Source organism: Nocardia sp. MH4 (genome assembly GCF_019266065.1).
Lineage (GTDB): Bacteria > Actinomycetota > Actinomycetes > Mycobacteriales > Mycobacteriaceae > Nocardia > Nocardia canadensis.
This window is the reverse complement of sequence record NZ_LPNR01000106.1, coordinates 88,608-104,618: the sequence shown is the minus strand read 5'-3', so window position 1 is coordinate 104,618 and position 16,011 is coordinate 88,608. Positions and strand designations below refer to the sequence as shown.

Annotated in this window: 9 protein-coding genes; 3 read left to right on the top strand and 6 right to left on the bottom strand. The window is 63.0% G+C overall.

Annotated elements, in window-relative coordinates:
- Entirely contained in the window at positions 1–2,607 is a 2,607-nt protein-coding gene (locus tag ATM97_RS18890) for a valine--tRNA ligase (protein WP_374104881.1), read from the top strand.
- Positions 2,608–2,780: 173 nt separating this feature from the next.
- Here the strand turns inward: ATM97_RS18890 and ATM97_RS18885 are convergent, their stop codons facing one another.
- The 5 genes from ATM97_RS18885 to ATM97_RS18865 all read right to left on the bottom strand — a co-directional run bounded on the left by ATM97_RS18885 (position 2,781) and on the right by ATM97_RS18865 (position 13,149).
- On the bottom strand, positions 2,781–3,896 hold the full coding sequence (locus tag ATM97_RS18885) for a hypothetical protein (protein WP_218719356.1): 1,116 nt from the start codon (positions 3,894–3,896) through the stop codon (positions 2,781–2,783).
- 152 nt (positions 3,897–4,048) lie between these two features.
- Positions 4,049–6,568: a class I SAM-dependent DNA methyltransferase gene (locus ATM97_RS18880; protein ID WP_218719355.1), complete on the bottom strand. Its 2,520-nt coding sequence runs from the start codon at positions 6,566–6,568 to the stop codon at positions 4,049–4,051.
- 94 nt (positions 6,569–6,662) lie between these two features.
- Entirely contained in the window at positions 6,663–9,914 is a 3,252-nt protein-coding gene (locus tag ATM97_RS18875) for a type I restriction endonuclease subunit R (RefSeq protein WP_218719354.1), read from the bottom strand.
- Positions 9,911–11,167 (bottom strand): restriction endonuclease subunit S, encoded by a 1,257-nt coding sequence (locus ATM97_RS18870; protein ID WP_218719353.1) that lies wholly within the window; start codon positions 11,165–11,167, stop codon positions 9,911–9,913. Before ATM97_RS18870 ends, ATM97_RS18875 begins: the two co-directional genes overlap by 4 nt.
- Positions 11,164–13,149, bottom strand: coding sequence for a class I SAM-dependent DNA methyltransferase (locus ATM97_RS18865; protein ID WP_308248545.1), 1,986 nt, complete (start codon positions 13,147–13,149; stop codon positions 11,164–11,166). Before ATM97_RS18865 ends, ATM97_RS18870 begins: the two co-directional genes overlap by 4 nt.
- Before the next feature lie 608 nt (positions 13,150–13,757).
- On the opposite strand from ATM97_RS18865, the gene ATM97_RS18860 reads away from it, so the two are divergent.
- Together ATM97_RS18860 and ATM97_RS18855 are read left to right on the top strand one after the other, a co-directional pair.
- Entirely contained in the window at positions 13,758–14,279 is a 522-nt protein-coding gene (locus tag ATM97_RS18860) for a class IV adenylate cyclase (protein ID WP_218719352.1), read from the top strand.
- Positions 14,280–14,982: 703 nt separating this feature from the next.
- Complete coding sequence (locus tag ATM97_RS18855) at positions 14,983–15,171, top strand: DUF1508 domain-containing protein (protein ID WP_218719351.1); 189 nt, start codon at positions 14,983–14,985, stop codon at positions 15,169–15,171.
- Positions 15,172–15,264: 93 nt separating this feature from the next.
- On the opposite strand, the gene ATM97_RS18850 is transcribed toward ATM97_RS18855, so the two are convergent.
- Positions 15,265–15,639 carry a DNA-directed RNA polymerase subunit alpha C-terminal domain-containing protein gene (locus ATM97_RS18850; RefSeq protein WP_255588038.1) on the bottom strand — a complete coding sequence of 125 codons (375 nt, stop codon included), beginning with the start codon at positions 15,637–15,639 and terminating at the stop codon, positions 15,265–15,267.
- Positions 15,640–16,011: the final 372 nt, after the last annotated feature.

Here is a 16,011-nt window from a genome sequence, read left to right as displayed (position 1 = left end):
GTGACCGAAACCCACCGCACAGACAGCATCGACCCCACCACCCTGCCGACGACGTTCGTACCGGTAGAGCTAGAGGGCGAGCTGTACGTACGGTGGGTAGACAACGGCTACTTCACAGCCGACGCCGCCAGCGACAAACCCGCCTACGCCGTCGTCATCCCGCCGCCTAACGTCACCGGCCGCCTGCACATGGGCCACGCCTACGAACACACCCAGATCGACGCCATCACCCGCCGCAAACGCATGCAGGGCTACGAGACCCTCTGGCAGCCCGGCATGGACCACGCCGGAATCGCCACCCAGAACGTCGTCGAACGCGAACTCGCCAAAGAGGGCCTCTCCCGCCACGACCTCGGCCGCGAAGCATTCGAACAGCGCGTCTGGCAATGGAAAGCCGAATCCGGCGGCGCCATCTCCGACCAGATGCGCCGCCTCGGCGACGGCGTCGACTGGGACCGCGAGCGCTTCACCATGGACGAGGGCCTATCCCGCGCGGTCCAGACGATCTTCAAACGCCTCTACGACGACGGCCTCATCTACCGGGCCGAACGCATCATCAACTGGTGCCCGCGCTGCGCCACCGCGATCTCCGACATCGAGGTCGACCACAAAGACCTCGACGGCGAACTCGTCTCCATTCGCTACGGCGACGGCGAGGACGAGATCGTCGTCGCGACCACCCGCGCCGAAACCATGCTCGGCGACACCGCCGTCGCCGTGCACCCGAGCGACCCCAGATACCAGCACCTCGTGGGCCGCGAGATCGAACTGCCGATGACCGGCCGCCGCATTCCGGTAGTCGCCGACGAACATGTCGACCCCGAGTTCGGCACCGGCGCGGTCAAAGTCACCCCAGCCCACGACCCGAACGACTTCGAGATCGGCCATCGCCACCACCTGCCCTCGCTGACGGTGATGGACGAGCACGCGATCATCACCGCCCCCGGCCCGTTCCAAGGACTCGACCGGCTCGAAGCCCGCAGCGCCGTCGTCGCCGCCCTGCGCGCCGAGGGACGCATCGTCGCGGAGAAACGGCCCTACACCCACGCTGTCGGCCACTGCTCACGCTGCGGCACCGTCATCGAACCCCGCCTGTCGATGCAATGGTGGGTCAAAGTCGCACCACTGGCCAAAGCCGCCGGTAACGCCGTCCGCGACGGCCGCGTCGCCATCCACCCACCCGAGCTGGCCAGTCGCTACTTCGACTGGGTCGACAACCTGCGCGACTGGAACATCTCCCGCCAACTGTGGTGGGGACACCGCGTCCCCATCTGGTACAGCCCCACCGGCGAGACCATCTGCGTCGGACCCGACGACACCGCCCCCGAGGGCTGGACCCAAGACCCCGACGTGCTCGACACCTGGTTCTCCTCAGCCCTGTGGCCGTTCTCGACCATGGGCTGGCCCGACCACACCGAAAGCCTCGCCAAGTTCTACCCCAACACTGTCCTGTTCACAGGGTATGACCTGCTGTTTTTCTGGATCGCCCGCATGATGATGTTCGGCCTCTACGCCACCGGACAACCCCCGTTCGCCGAGATCGCCCTGCACGGCATGGTGCGCGACAAACACGGCAAGAAGATGAGCAAGAGCTTCGGCAACGTGGTCGACCCGATCGACTGGATGGACGCCTACGGCACCGACGCCCTCCGCTTCGCCCTAGCCCGCGCCGCCAACCCCGGCACCGACGCACCCATCGCCGAAGAGACCGTCGCGGGCAGCCGCAACTTCACCACCAAACTGTGGAACGCCAGCCGATTCGCCCTCCTCAACGGTGCCACCACCACCGGGCCGCTGCCCCCGACCGAAGAACTGTCGGTCACCGACCGGTGGATTCTCTCGCGACTGAACACCGTGATCGCCGAAGTCGACGCCTACTTCGAGGACTACCAGTTCGCGAAACTGTCCGACCTGCTGTACCACTTCGCCTGGGATGAAACCTTCGACTGGTACCTGGAGCTGTCCAAAGCTGTATTCGCCCAAGGTGGTTCGCCCGCAGAGGCATCCCGTCGGGTCCTCGGGCACGTTCTCGATACCTTGCTGCGCCTGCTGCACCCGCTCGTGCCGTTCGTCACCGAGAAACTGTGGATAACCCTCACCGGCAAAGAATCGGTCGTCATCGCCTCCTGGCCGCAAGACTCCGGCTTCCGTGACCCCGACGCCGAAGCCACAGTCGCGCAGCTCCAGCAACTCGTGACCGATATTCGACGGTTCCGATCCGAGCAGGGTGTGCGCTCGAGCCAGCGGGTGCCCGCCGAGCTCGACCTCACCGCGGCCCTGGCCGACCACGAGGTGGCCATCCGTCAATTGCTGCGCCTCGACCCCCCGACCACCGACTTCGATCCCACCGCCACGCTGCCAGTCGGCGATTCGCGCATCAGTCTCGACTTGTCACAGGCAATCGACGTCGAGGCCGAGAGGCGGCGTCTCGAGAAGGATCTCGCCGGCGCGCTCAAGGAGATCGAGACCGCCGAGAAGAAGCTGAACAACGACGCCTTCCTGTCGAAAGCGCCTGACGACATCGTCGCAGGAATCCGCAACCGGCACCACAACGCTGAAAGCGCAGCTCAGCGAATTCGCGAACAGCTCGCCGCTCTGCTCGGATAGTCCTGGGCCCGACAGCCCTCGTCGCATCCGAGGGCTGTCGGGTATCTGAGCCGTACAGGGTTGGCCCAGACGAGCACGAACTCTCATACCCGAGCACTAGCCGGTCCGGCCCATCTTCCTGGGGCCGGGCCGGACGGGTATCACGTGGTCAGGACGCCTGCCTGAGGACCCGACTAGACGAGTCGACGCAGGGGCTGAGCTTTCAGGACGGCGACGACTTCTTCTTCGCGGGTCAATACAGCGGACAAGGCCCGGAATTGCTCGTAAAACGATGCCGTGTCAGCGTCTTCAGCGGAGTGCCAGTGACTCAGGGCATCGCTAAAGTCCTCGCACACCGGTTGTCCTACACCATCCAGGAACGAGGTCTCCAATAGGCTGGTACTGTCGGGACTCGGTCGATATCTGGCTGCGGCGCGTGACGTCCTCGCCTGACGGAGTTGCTCATAATCGTCGCCGAAAAGCGCCCGGAAGCCAGCCTCCAGACCTGATGCGCTCTTGGCCCGGTTCTCGTTCTCGACTTGGTCGAACTCATGCATCAACCGAAGGTGAGAGGGGTCAGCCACCGGTGCAAGTGCGTGTACCGGCAGCGCGATCGTCTGAACACTGGCTATCGCCGCTGGATCGAGTGCCAACGAGAGGGAACCCATCGACTCACGTACGTTCAGATACCGCAGCGCCCGCAGTCCTTGATCTCTCAGCTTGGACACCGCGACCTGAGACACGCCATCGTTGTTTTCGTCCAGGTACCCCTCGTTGAGATCCCCAGGGCCGAGCTCAAGTCCGACACGGTGAAGGTAAAAGGGGACACCCACCTCTGTCTGGTCGCGCATGCGGCGCAGCATGTTCTCGATGGCGGTCTCGTACGTCCCCACGTGCAGCGCCTTCGATGAACCCAGCTCGGCGATCTCCTCCAGATCGACCGACCCACGCATCGGATGCTCAGCAAAGAGCTTCGCCCGTTCCTCCAGAAACTCCTCTGCCGCTGGCCAATCCCGATACTTCGAGGTGTGATACCAGGCATGGCGAGCGACCGCCTCGTCTGACAGCAGTGGGTCGTCCGGGTCTCGGAGCTGCACCGTGTATGGTCCGAAATTCACGTCGTCCTGGCACCCCTCACACCAGAGCGATCCGTGTGACTGTTCCCAGTACTGCTGCGCCGACAACGTCACCAGAGCTTCGCATTCGCAGAGCATGCGGTAGCCGTAGTCGAAACCGGTGAACCTGTCGACCAACCCCATCGAACCCCGCCCGTAGATCCCTGACCTCATCTGCACCCCAGTCTCAGCCACGCGTCAACCTCTTCCCACCACGACACGGGATGGTGGTGCTACGAGCTGTCCATCGCGGTTGCGCTCCTTGACATAGGCGTGGATACAGGCGTGCCGAATCACCTGCCCGGCCACAGGGTCGATGCCGACGCTGTGGAGGGTGGGTCCGAGAATCAGCGGCATCCCAACACCAGCGCCCCGAACTCGTCGCGGAATCTCGCCGCATCGTCCTCCACTTCACTTTCCGGCCCGAACTGGTAGCTGATCATACGAACGCTGGCCCCTTCAGTGCGGTTATAGAAGTAGCTCGTGTACTGAGCAGTGCGCGGAGTTGGGCGGAGCTGGACGAATTGACAAAGGCGCAGCGGAGACTGCGATCCATCTTGCAGCAAGTACAGTTCGCCGTCGAGCATTGCCTCGCCCACCCGAAAATCCTTTGTGACGAACGGTGATCGCGTGCCAACCGCGAGCTCTGCAGCTTGGGCGTACCCGTCGCGCCCGCGCTTGGCGCTTCCGGCGCGGACGAGAAGCAGCTGCGCCCAGACGTTCCCGAGAATCCGGCGAAGCTCCCGGAGGTCGGATACCAGGGAATCGACTTGTGCTCGGCGCTCCTCCTCAGACGTGTGCCCTCCGTGTCCGCGCCACCGGTTGCGCTTGACGTTCAGCTCGTTGAACTTCTTCACGAGATCCTTCGATATCAACCGCTCGATCGCCGATTCGCTGAGGTCGCCGAATGCTACGCGAATGCGCGCGACCTCGTCCGAATCACCGCTTTCGAGGGTGCGCCGCAAGTTCTTGGAAGTCCTCTCCAGGATGACCGTCCAGGTCCCGAACGAGGCCCGTTCGATGCCAATGTGTTGTTCGTGCAAAGTCCTACATATGGCAGCTTCGACCTCGGCGCTGCTGCCAGGATCGCTGCGGCCAGCAGACAGCAGCACGGTCGCGTGAAAGGTTACAAGGGCCTCCCAAGCATGGAGGTATGCCTGTAGCTTGTCGCCGAGCGACGTCGCGGTTTCAGCGGTCCAAAGCGCCGATGCGACTGGGAATGGAAGCTGCTCGAACCATACGGTGAGCGAGTCGTCAAACGCGTTCGCGAACTTACTCACCACCTCCTCCGCGTTCTCAGGAGAAGCCCAGACCCGCTCTCTCTCGCTGTTCAGTTCAGCGTGGAAGGAGGCGAGGCGCTCGTCCGCCGAAGCGAGCGCCAGCTGCGTCGCCGGTCCGGGCACAGGGACGATGAGGTCGTCGGCCCAGCGCATCAACGAACTTGTGTCTGACCTCAGTGCCCGCACATAAGTGCCTGAGCTGCTAGCGTCGATCGCCCGGCGCCGACTCGCAATCCCCTGCTCAGAGTTGAGCCACGCAGCCAAAAACCCCGGCTGCACCAGATCGCCGTCGAGCCGGACCGAAAGGATTCGACCACCGAGCTCGTTGTCAGGCATATCAACCGTGACTCTCCTGTCACGGGTCGTCGGGATGAACAGCTGCCCCTCGCGGGCCCCTTCGATTGGGCCCTGGACCGTTTCGGGTTCTGTCGCGAGGAGGCAGCTCAGCCGTCGGCTCGGCCATCCTTTCACTTGCATGTCCTTCAGCAGTTCCTGCGAGTTGTCTCCAAAGATGCGACTGGGGTCCAGGTCAAAGGTCTCACGCGGCTCCTCGTCAATCGACACGTGGGAACCCAGGCCGTAGCGAGATTCCACGAGCGGGGCGTCGATCGCCGTATCGTTGTACGTCGTGAGGCGCCATGAGAGCTGGCGCCCTTCGCTCGAGCGTCTAGAGAGTCGGGCATCCCTGCGGATGAACTGCCGGAGACCGATGCGTCGGTTACGGGGTCCCGGCTTCCCCGTCCTCAGACCTGACTCAAGCTCCCACAATGCAGACGCGGGCATCGCCCTATACCTACGTTCAGTGGTGAACTGCGTCTGTAGATCGGCGATCAGCGCTTGGCCCCGCCTGGCTTCGATTGTCCTGTTGGTGAAGGTTATGAGGTACAGCGGGATGGACGTGTTCGGCGCTAACCCCTCGGGCAGCCGCGTCACGGACTCAAGCAGACCGGCTTCCAGGATGCTTCGCCTCACAGCAGCGCTGGCACCGCCTGCGCTCAGTGCTCCGGGGTTGACCAATGCTGCGACTCGCCCGCCACCCTCTACCGGCGGACGCAGCTTCTCTAGCGCAAGTGAGATAAAAAGCCACGTGCTGTCAGAACGCTGCGGGACGCCAAATCCGAACTCGCCCTCGCTCTGACGGGATTCGACCGCCCTCGCCGAATTCGTCCAGCTCATACCCGACGGCGCATCGACGATCACCAAATCGGCTGCGAAGTCGCGGAACTCATCCCGCTCCAGGGTGTTCCCGACTGCGAGCTCGACGTCGGGAACACCCTCGAAACGGTGCATGCTGGTCGACACCGCAGCCTCGCTGATGTCCTGGCCGCGATACCGGACCCCTATTCCGGCCGACCGCAGCGCTTCGACGAGGACATAGCCAGCGAATCCTGAACCCGCCGCAGGATCCCAAACATTAACGGATGTGAGACCTGGATCGAGGCGGTGGAGGCACCCCACGGCAAGAGCCCGCGCCAAGGACACGCTCGTCGTCTGTTCCAATCCAACCGAGTTGCGATCTTGGTCAGAGAATGGTAAGTCCTTGGGGTCCTGAAGAACGACTCGAACTGCCGGGTGCGCGTTCTCCATGAAACCGTCCCTCCGCGACGTACCTGTTGTTTCAGTTCAGCTCCGCCCACAGTCCGGGGTCGACCTGGTCTTCAAGACGGCCGTGCCCAAGCGGTCACTCGCCCGGAGCTGCGTCAGGCTCCCCCGGCATGGGCTCGTCGGTCACCCGAAGCCGACGCGACTGGTAGAGGTACTGACCGATGATACGGATGAGCTCGTCCGCACGGTCGTTGTCACCCGTCAGTGCGCCCGTGAGCTTCCCAAACGCGCCCTCGTTCAACACGGCCGCGTCGGTCAACGTCTCGCGAAGGTCGGGCGAAGCAAGAAACTGGTCCTGCGCATTGTGATCGATCTGCTCGGCAAGGCGAGGATCCTCCCCCGCCATCCCTGCCGCGGCAATCACGAACCCTTCGATCTGCGAGTCGGCGAATTCGGAGCCGAACAGGGCATTGATGCGGGCTACCACTTCGGACAAGAGCTCCTGCTGTGGGTCCTGACGCGATGCCCGTGATCCGACCCCACTGATCCCCCGCAGCTCCGGGGTCGGCTGGTCCCCGGATAGGCCTATATCAGCCTTGCCCTGGTCGATCTGATGGACCCGTCGCAGCTCCAGCCCAGATACGTCGACGTCGGCACCGGGCTCATCAGTGGGGAGCAGTCTGGTCAGCTGGCGCAGAAACTCTGCGAGTTTCTCCAGGTCGCTAGTTCCGTAGTCCACGACCTGGGACATGAAGTCGTACAGGCGAACATACGAACCGCAGTCCTTGCGGAAGGTCCTCAGATCATCGAGCGCCTGCTGATCCTGCTTGTCGGCTGCCTCGGCCCACCGGCCGGCGAACTCGTCACGGGCGGGGGTGACCGCCGCCGCCAGCGCGGCGTGCGACTGGGTGGGGGCCCACCATGCCTCGGCGTAACGTTCGACATCGGATGGCACGTAGATCCTCGCCTCGGAGAGCTTCGCCGCGAGCCGATGGACCAGGTTGGGGTCCGTGGCGGTCTCGACGTGCGCCTCAAGATAATAAGTGAGGAACGCCTCCTGGATCTCTGTGGGGTCGTTGACGAAATCGAGGACGAACGTACGGTCCTTCACCTCACCAGAAGGTGCCCGGTAGGTGCGGTTCAACCTCGAGAGCGTCTGCACCGCGTGGACGTCCGGGAGCTTCTTGTCCACATACATGGCGCACAGCAGCGGCTGGTCGAACCCGGTCTGGAACTTGTCAGCAACCAGCATCAATCGATACTCGGGGCGACGGAACTCACGGGCCAGATCCGAGCCGAGGCCGGGGTTCATCGTTGCCTCGGTGGCATCGACCACCCCGTACTTGTCGTCGCTGATCTTGTCCGAGAACGCCACGATCGTCTGATACCCGTAGCGCTTCTGCTCCAGGTACTTGTCGGTCTCGATCTTGTAGCGGATCGCAGCCTGCCGCGAATCGGTCACGACCATAGCCTTTGCGTGCCCGTCAAGAAGGTGGGCGACGTTTGTGCGGAAGTGCTCGACGATGATCTCGACCCTCTGGCCGATGTTGGTCGGATCCAGGTTCGCGGTCCGCATGATTTTCCGGGTTGCGACCTTCGGATCGACCAGACGGTCTCCGCCATCGTCGGTTCCAGCGCCGCCGGTGATGGAGGTGACAACGCCATTATCGCCGCGCACCTCGATCTCGAAGGCAGTTTTGTATGTCTGGTAGCCGCGCAGTACGTCGAGGATGAACCCTTCCTCGATCGCCTGCCGCATCGGATAGACGTCGAACGACACAGGCTTCCCGCCATCGTCCTGTCGGCCGAAGAGCATCTTCGTCTTGGCCTTGGGGGTCGCGGTGAACGCGAGCAGCGACAGGTTCGCCGCACCGGCACGGGCAGCGGTCTCGGCAGCGATTTGCCTCTCCCGCGCTACGTCAGCTTCTACCAGCTCATTGACGACATCCTGGGTATCGACCTGTTCCTCAGTCGAGACCTGACCGTCGTCGGTGAGAACCTTCTTCAGATCCGAGGCCGTCTTCCCGGACTGAGAGGTATGCGCCTCGTCCACGATCACCGCGAAGTTCCGGTCGCCCAACGAGGTCTCCAAGAGACCCTTTACGTACGGGAACGTTTGAATGGTGACCACGATAATCAGCGATGACCCGGTCAGCGCATCCATCAGCGCCCGGGACTTCGAGCCACCGGAGCGGCGCACAGCTGCGGAATCGATGACCGCGACGGTGCCGACGGTGTCGTCGACCTGCTCGACGGCCTGCTGCAGCTGCGCGTCCAGAACTCGGCGGTCGGAGACGATGAGTACCTTGTCGAACACCTTCTCGTTCGCCGGGTCGTGAAGCCGAGCAAGTCTGTGCGCGGTCCACGCGATGGTGTTCGTCTTACCTGATCCAGCGGAGTGCTCGATCAGGTACCGGCGACCTGGCCCCTCCTCGGTGATGGTGTGCACGAGCTTCCTCACCGCGCGCCACTGGTGGTACCGCGGAAACATCAACGTCGTAGACCGCTTGATCTTTCCCGTCGCGGGATCTTCATCAGCCTCGGTCTTCAGAAACATCTGCGAACCAAGGATTGCCAGCCAATTATCCCGCTGCAGCACCTGCTCCCACAGGTAGGACGTGGCGGCGCCGTTCTTGTTCTGTGGATTCCCAGCTGCACCCGTGTCCTCGTGCCCTCGGTTGAAGGGCAGGAAGTAGGTCTTCTCGCCGGCGAGCTTCGTGGTCATGTGGACCTGGTCATCGTCGACCGCGAAGTGCACCAACGCACGAGTGCCGAACCCTAGCAGCGGCTGTCCCGCTGGGCTCCGGTCCGTGCGGTATTGACTGACCGCACTGCGCCACTGCTGTTTGAAGAACGACTTCAGCTCGCATGTCGCCACCGGTAGTCCGTTGACGAAGAACACCAGATCGATCGAACGGGAATCTCCGCGCTTCGGCGAGAAGTGCACCTGGCGAACTACCCGCAGCCGCACATTCCGGTAGTGCTCGGTGACTTCCCGATTCAGCGTCGTGGCAGGTTTGAACTGGCACATCCGCAGGTGCGCCGTCGCGCCGCGCGTGTGGGAGAACTTCCTTCGAAGTACGTTCAGAGTGCCACCGCCCGAGCTCATCGGCGTGTCCAGCCGAGACACGAGGGAGTCCAGCAGCGCCTCACGGTCCGCCTGTTCTGCCCCGGTGCCGACCCGGACAACCTTGGCGTACTCGTCGGGCTGCGACTCGGACAGCCACTTGTACACGTCTTCGGGCCACAGCGCCCGCGCTACGTCGTATCCGTCATCAGTCTCGCTGTATTCCCAGCCGTGCGCGCCGAGATATTCGGCGATCTCGGCCTCAAACGCGGCCTCGCGTGTGCCGTCGTGTGCCGCCATCTTCTTCAGTCCGCCATTCATACTGTGTATACGTCGATCTTCCCTGTTACCGCTGCCGTGATCAGCGCAGATCGGCGCTCCTTGGCAAGGGCGATGTGCTCTTTGGCTTTGGCGATCAGGGCGTCGATCGCATCGGTTTCTGTCTTGATCCGGATGGCAGCACTTCGCTGCTGCGTCAAAGGGGGAACGACAACTGATATGTCGGCCAGGTCTTGCCAGTACAAGCGCCACTGGGAGGGTCGAATCCCTCGGGAACGAACTCGGTAAGCCAATATCATTTCTGGCGACCGGAGAATGAAGTGAGCGAAGTCTGGATCCAGATCTGAAGTGGTCGGGCGAAGTACCTCGTAGTCGCCGCTGACAATTCCGCGATGAGCAGAGATACCCAGCGACCCTTGCCAGGCCTTCATCTTGTTGACCACCAAGTCGTGAGGGCGAACCAACAGGTATCGGTTGACGTTCTCCGGTGTCTTGTTGAAGTTGTCCGAACGCGAGGCTTTCGGGACAACGCCGTGGTCTCGGTAGACCGACAACACTTCCTCATCAGGTTTGTTGGCCACGCTGGAAGGTCGGTAAAGCCATCGAAGGCGACGCTTTTCGCCACAGACCTCTGACAGCTCGTGATCGAGCACCGATCGCTTCCGCTCTGCGAGCAGATTCAGCAGTTCCTCCTGTTTTGCCACGAGCGCATCGATGCGAGCCGTCTCGTGGTCCAGAAAATCGGCGATGGCGCTCTGCTCGTCGAGCGTCGGAAGTGGGACTGTGACCTTGCTCAGGTCAGTGCTGCGGATTCCGACGCGGGTCACACCCGCTGCGGTGACACCCCACTGGCGGGCGATGGGCTCGGACCGCAGCGCCCAGTACAGGAACTTCGGTACAGCCTTGCGTCGATCTGGACGGACAATCGCCAGATGATAGCCGCAGATGAGGTCCTTCGCTTCGTACTCTACGAACGCGGGGATGCCGATGTCGTCTGCGGTCTCGGAGTCCTTGGTAAGAAGTGTGTCTCCAACTCGGATCCGGAACTTCTTGATCTGCTCACGCGTGGCGGTCGCGATCATGAAATCGAGGGAGCCCACGATGGAGTCGTTCTTGTATACATCGACGTAATTGCAGAGCCTTACCGGCAGCTGACCTTCCACCGTGTGCTTGTCGACATTGCTCGTCCAGGCGTCCGCGATCTCGAACAGCCGGGCACCCGTCCATCCTGATGGAAGTTCCCCCAGCCACTTGTGAACCCGCTCCGCGACGGCGCTCGGTGCCACGAAACTCACGCCTCCACCTCGCGGAGCATATCCATAATCTCGCCGACTACTCGGTTCAGGTCAGCGTCGATTTCCCCAAGCCGCCGGGGCGGCTCGTAGGTGTAAAAGTGTCGGGTAAATGGGATCTCGTAGCCGGTCTTGGTCTTGGTCCAGTCGATCCAGGCGTTGTTGACATGGGGCTTGACCTCGGCGTCGAAATAGGCCTGCGCAGTCACTTCGAGGGCCTCATGGGTCTTGGGGTATCCGCCCCATCCGAAAGGCACATTCTCGGTGGCACGCAGCGTCGGGTCGGCCTCCGGCTCGCCCTTGCGGACGCCTGACGTGTACTCGCAGATGTCGGCGGTCTGGTCATGAACGCCGATAGTCTGCCAGAGGGTCTTGCGCAGGGCCGCGGTCAGGCTGAGGTTGTGCTCGCGAAGGTGGCCGGTGAGCTCCCGGTTGAACTTCTCCCGGTTCAGGTACGGCTCGTCCCCGAACGCCTCAAGGGCCTCGACCAGTCCGGCGATCTTGCTCAACGTGTTGTGCTCAGCCACCTCAGCAATCGTTTCGGGCGTGCACTGGAACCGGAGCTGAAGGGGACGCTCAACGGTGACGGTCCAGTATGCGAAATCCCGGTTCGCGAACACCTTGACTGGCACCGCGCTTTCGTCGTCCTCGTTCGCTGCCCCAGAAAAGACTCGTACGATCGCATCGCGGTGCTTCTTGGAGATCTCGACGCGTTTGGAGCCGATCGACTTGCGCAGCTTCGAGCCCAGCCTGGTGGCGTCGATCAGCCGAACCCTGCCTTTGCGATCGTCGGGCTTCGCGTTGGAGAGGATCCACAGATACGTGGCGATGCCAGTGTTGTAGAACATGTCATTTGGCAGGGCAACAATAGCCTCGACCAAATCCTTCTCGAGCATATGCCCCCGGATGTCAGAGGGCCCTGAACCCGCGCCTCCGTTAAACAGCGGGGAACCGTTCAGGACGATGCCAGCTTTGCCTCCGCGGCCGGCCTCGTCGACGTCACGCATCTTGGATGTGACATGCAGCAAGAACAGCATGGCGGCGTCACCGACGGCAGGCACCCCGGGGGCGAAACGGCCTTGACCGCCGCGGGCGTGCTCGTTCTTGACCTGGGTCTCCACAGCCTTCCAGTCGGTGCCAAAAGGCGGATTGGATAGCACGTAGTCGAAGCGCCTGTCCTCGAAACGGTCAACGACGAGCGTGTCACCCTGACGGACATTGGAGGGGTCTTGCCCCTTGATCAGCAGGTCGGCTTTGCAGATAGCGTAGGTGCGTGGGTTGATCTCCTGCCCGAATAGAGCCGTCGAAGCGTCACGATTGATCCCGTGAAGGTGTTCGTCGGCGACGGTCAACATGCCGCCGGTACCGACTGTGGGGTCGTAGATAGAGCGAACCGTTCCGCGCTCGCGCAGAGCTTCCGTGTCCTCGGCGTAGACCAGATCGACGAGCAGCCGGACGACGTCGCGGGGGGTGTAGAACTGCCCGGCGCCATCATTGGCGGACTCCGCGAACCGGTAGATGAGGTTCTCGAACAGATCGCCCATGTCAGCGTTCGAGACGGCAGCAGGTGAGAGATCGATCCCTTCAAAGTGGCGGGCCACCTGGGCGAGCCGCTCACGCGTATCGAGGGTGCGAATCACGTTCTCGAAGTCGAAGGACTTGAACACGTCCAGGTTCGTCGAGAATCCGCCGACATAGTCGATGAGGTTCGCGGAGAGGTTGTCCGGGTCCTGCAGCGCCTTCTCAAGCGTGTAGTCACTCGTCGTCCAGAACGACAGCCCCGCACTGTCCTCCGTCCGGGTTTTGATCTTCAGGTGGGTGCGACGCTGCTGCTCACCCTCAAACCGCGAAACGATCTCGGCCATCGTCTCTCGGTGCGGGGCCATGACGCACTCCAAGCGGCGCAGCACCGTGAAGGGAAGGATGACCGAGCCGTACTCAGCCTCGGCGTAAGGGCCGCGGAGAGTGTCTGCGACACTCCACACAAAGCCGGACAGGACAGACACGATGGCTGGTTCTCCGGATTCTGGAAGGGACTAGGGACGCTGCCACAGGCTATCGGAGCGGTCTGACAGCCCGGGGGTGACTCTTGGCAAGCCTGATCCTGGAGGAGAATTGGCGGGAGCTTGGCAGCTGCACCGACAAGTAGGAGAGCCGGTTTCGTTGAACGAAACCGGCTTCGACACCATCATCATCGAACCCGGGAGATCGACTTCGCTCGTGGTCCACGCCCGAAGCTATCGGCCGAGGGGGAGTGTGAGATCGAGGCCCAGCGATCGGGGACCTACAGGCAAGAGTGAACACCGCAGCCCACCTCAGCCAAGTGCGAAATCCGCTTCGACAATCAGCTCACCGGAGCATCTGCCCAGGTCATCCGCGTTCCCATCTTCGATGTGCCCCGCCGAGGAATCGAACCTGCGAGAGGGCCGGCGCGCAACGGTGCGTGCCCCGCTCATCGAACAACCGTTCCTTGGACTGCTCCAAGTCCACGACCACGCCCCCACGTGGGTGTACTTTTCGCTGCAAAGTCTGAACACCTCGACGAAGGGGCGCGAGCTCGATGAAGCATGAATACGAAGCCACCTTCTTGGCGGTGGACGTCGACGCGATCAGAGCGAAGCTCGCGGCGCTCGGTGCGACACAGCGGTTCCCTCGGACCTTGTTGACCCGCAAGATCTTCGATGGCGAGATGGTGCCCGAAGGAGCCTGGGTCCGCCTCCGAGATGAAGGCACCCGAACGAGGTTGACGCTCAAACGCGTCACCGATTCGACCACTATCGACGGCACCACCGAGGTCGAGACCGCCGTCGGCGACCTGCACGCGATGGCCGAGATCCTCACCGCGATTGGGCTCACACAGACCCGGTACCAGGAGAACTACCGCGAAGAGTGGAGCCTCGGCGATGTCGTCTTCGATCTCGACACCTGGCCGGACCTGCCCACCTTCCTAGAAATCGAGGGCCCCGACGAATCCTCGGTCCGCCGTGCCGCAGCCGACCTCGGACTCGACTACAGCCAGGCGAAGTTCGGCAGCGTAGACACGATCTACCTGGCTGAGCTCGGCCGCGACATCCTCTCCGAGCCAACTCTGCTGTTCAGCCACTCCACCGAGTAGCCACCCGGCACGGTCAGCTCGGGCACCGCCGCTCAACGAGGCGCGACACCGGGCCGCCATTCCCACCAACATGAGGCGAAGTGCAGGTCAGTCACATCGCCGCGGGAACTCACACGCCGCCTGGCCCGTCCAAACCGGTCATGGGAATGGACTCCGTCGACCGCCAAGCGCTCCTGGATCCGGACGATCCGCAGGTCTGGGTTGTCCAACAGCGAATCAGTGATCTGCTCGTCTGCTACGGCATCTCTCGCCGACACAACAGCACCGACTGAATCAATCAGGCGGCGCTGCCGTTAATCCGGGGCAGAGCCCAGCCCCTTCGCGCTCTCACTGGAGAGGCCGAAACTGTACGAGTTCCTGCGGCGACGAAACCCTTCCTGGTTTCGTTGGTGCGGCCGAACCCGGAACGGGCATGCAGCAGCAGCCGGTTCGCTGCTCGCCGCGTACTCGAGGTTTGCGACCAGCCTTGGCTGGACTGACCTTCGCCTTGTCCGCCTCGTCCGAGCGGTGGTGTGACATCGAGCCGAGGGCTCGCAACGAAATTCGTCGAGCGCGGAGCAGGAACAGCGCAGCAGCCGGCAGCGGCGAACCTCGGCCCGCTTCGCCATGCACCGCGGCGCGAAGTTCGAGCATTGACCCTTGCCAGGAGGTCTATTCTGCACTGGTAGGCGCGTTTTCCTTCGAGTGAGAGCGAGTCCCGGTCATGGCAGGAAAGTTCGAGATCTTCGCCGATGCGTCGAGTAAGTTCCGGTGGCGACTCAAGGCGGGCAACGGCGAGATCATCGCCTCCTCACAAGCGTATGAGTCCAAGGACGCGGCGAAAAAGGGCATCGCCTCGGTGCAGTCCAACGCCGCAAGCGCCACCGTCGTCGACCTCACCGCGGCGAAGTAGACCTCGCCGGCAACCAGAGGCGACGCCGCGGCGACCACGGACACCGTGATCACTCCACGGGGTGTGGTACGCCCGCCACGGTCGGTCTCGGCCTCACGTTTCGTGGCGATGTCGGGCGATCGCTGCCTGGCGGGTCGTGGGCGTGAGGTCGATGCCGGCCATCGTCGTCGCGATCTCGCGGTGTGCCGCGGCGAGATCGACCGCGGTGCCGATCCGCTCGATCAACCCGACGAGCTGGTCACGTTGAGCGAGGACCACGTCGAACTCCTCCGCAAGCGTTGGTTCGAGGTCAGGGGCGGGTCCAGCGAGGTGCAGGTCGCGTTCGGCCAGTGCGGCCTCGATCTCGGCGCTCGTCAGCGGACCGAAGCTGACGAGGCTCTCCAGGTCGCGGCGGGTGTAGTGCAGCAGGTCGGCAAGAGTTGCGATCCCGGCCCGCGCGAGCATGTTCGCCACTCGCCCACTCAGCATCATGTCCAACCGGGTCGCCGCCAGGTTCGTCCGTGTACTGGACTCGCTCATGGGCTTCACCGTAACCGTCGCTGGCCCAACAGGTTCGAGTACTCGGCGTTGCCGGAGTTCAGTGCTCGCAGTCGTTGTGCACAGGCGGGCTGTAGGTCGTGGCGCCGCACGCGAGACAGGTGTGGGCCCTGTGGTGCCCACCGATTCGGCGGCATGGCATCGCGGCGACGATCGCGCGCCCGGCGGCGAGCCGGTGCCCGTTCGGACAGAACCGCGGCGAGGGCTCCGTCCAGACCCCGAGGCGCAGGTAAGCACGCGTCGACTCACACACCGATGGGAACATACGTTCGACTATAGTAGCGATTGTGGAGGTAGGAGACT

What these genes read in the sequence shown, in the direction of transcription:
- ATM97_RS18850 (WP_255588038.1), bottom strand. Translation starts at nt 15,639, where the DNA reads ATGCTGAGTGGGCGAGTGGCGAACATGCTCGCGCGGGCCGGGATCGCA.
- ATM97_RS18855 (WP_218719351.1), top strand. Translation starts at nt 14,983, where the DNA reads ATGGCAGGAAAGTTCGAGATCTTCGCCGATGCGTCGAGTAAGTTCCGG.
- ATM97_RS18875 (WP_218719354.1), bottom strand. Translation starts at nt 9,914, where the DNA reads ATGAATGGCGGACTGAAGAAGATGGCGGCACACGACGGCACACGCGAG.
- ATM97_RS18880 (WP_218719355.1), bottom strand. Translation starts at nt 6,568, where the DNA reads ATGGAGAACGCGCACCCGGCAGTTCGAGTCGTTCTTCAGGACCCCAAG.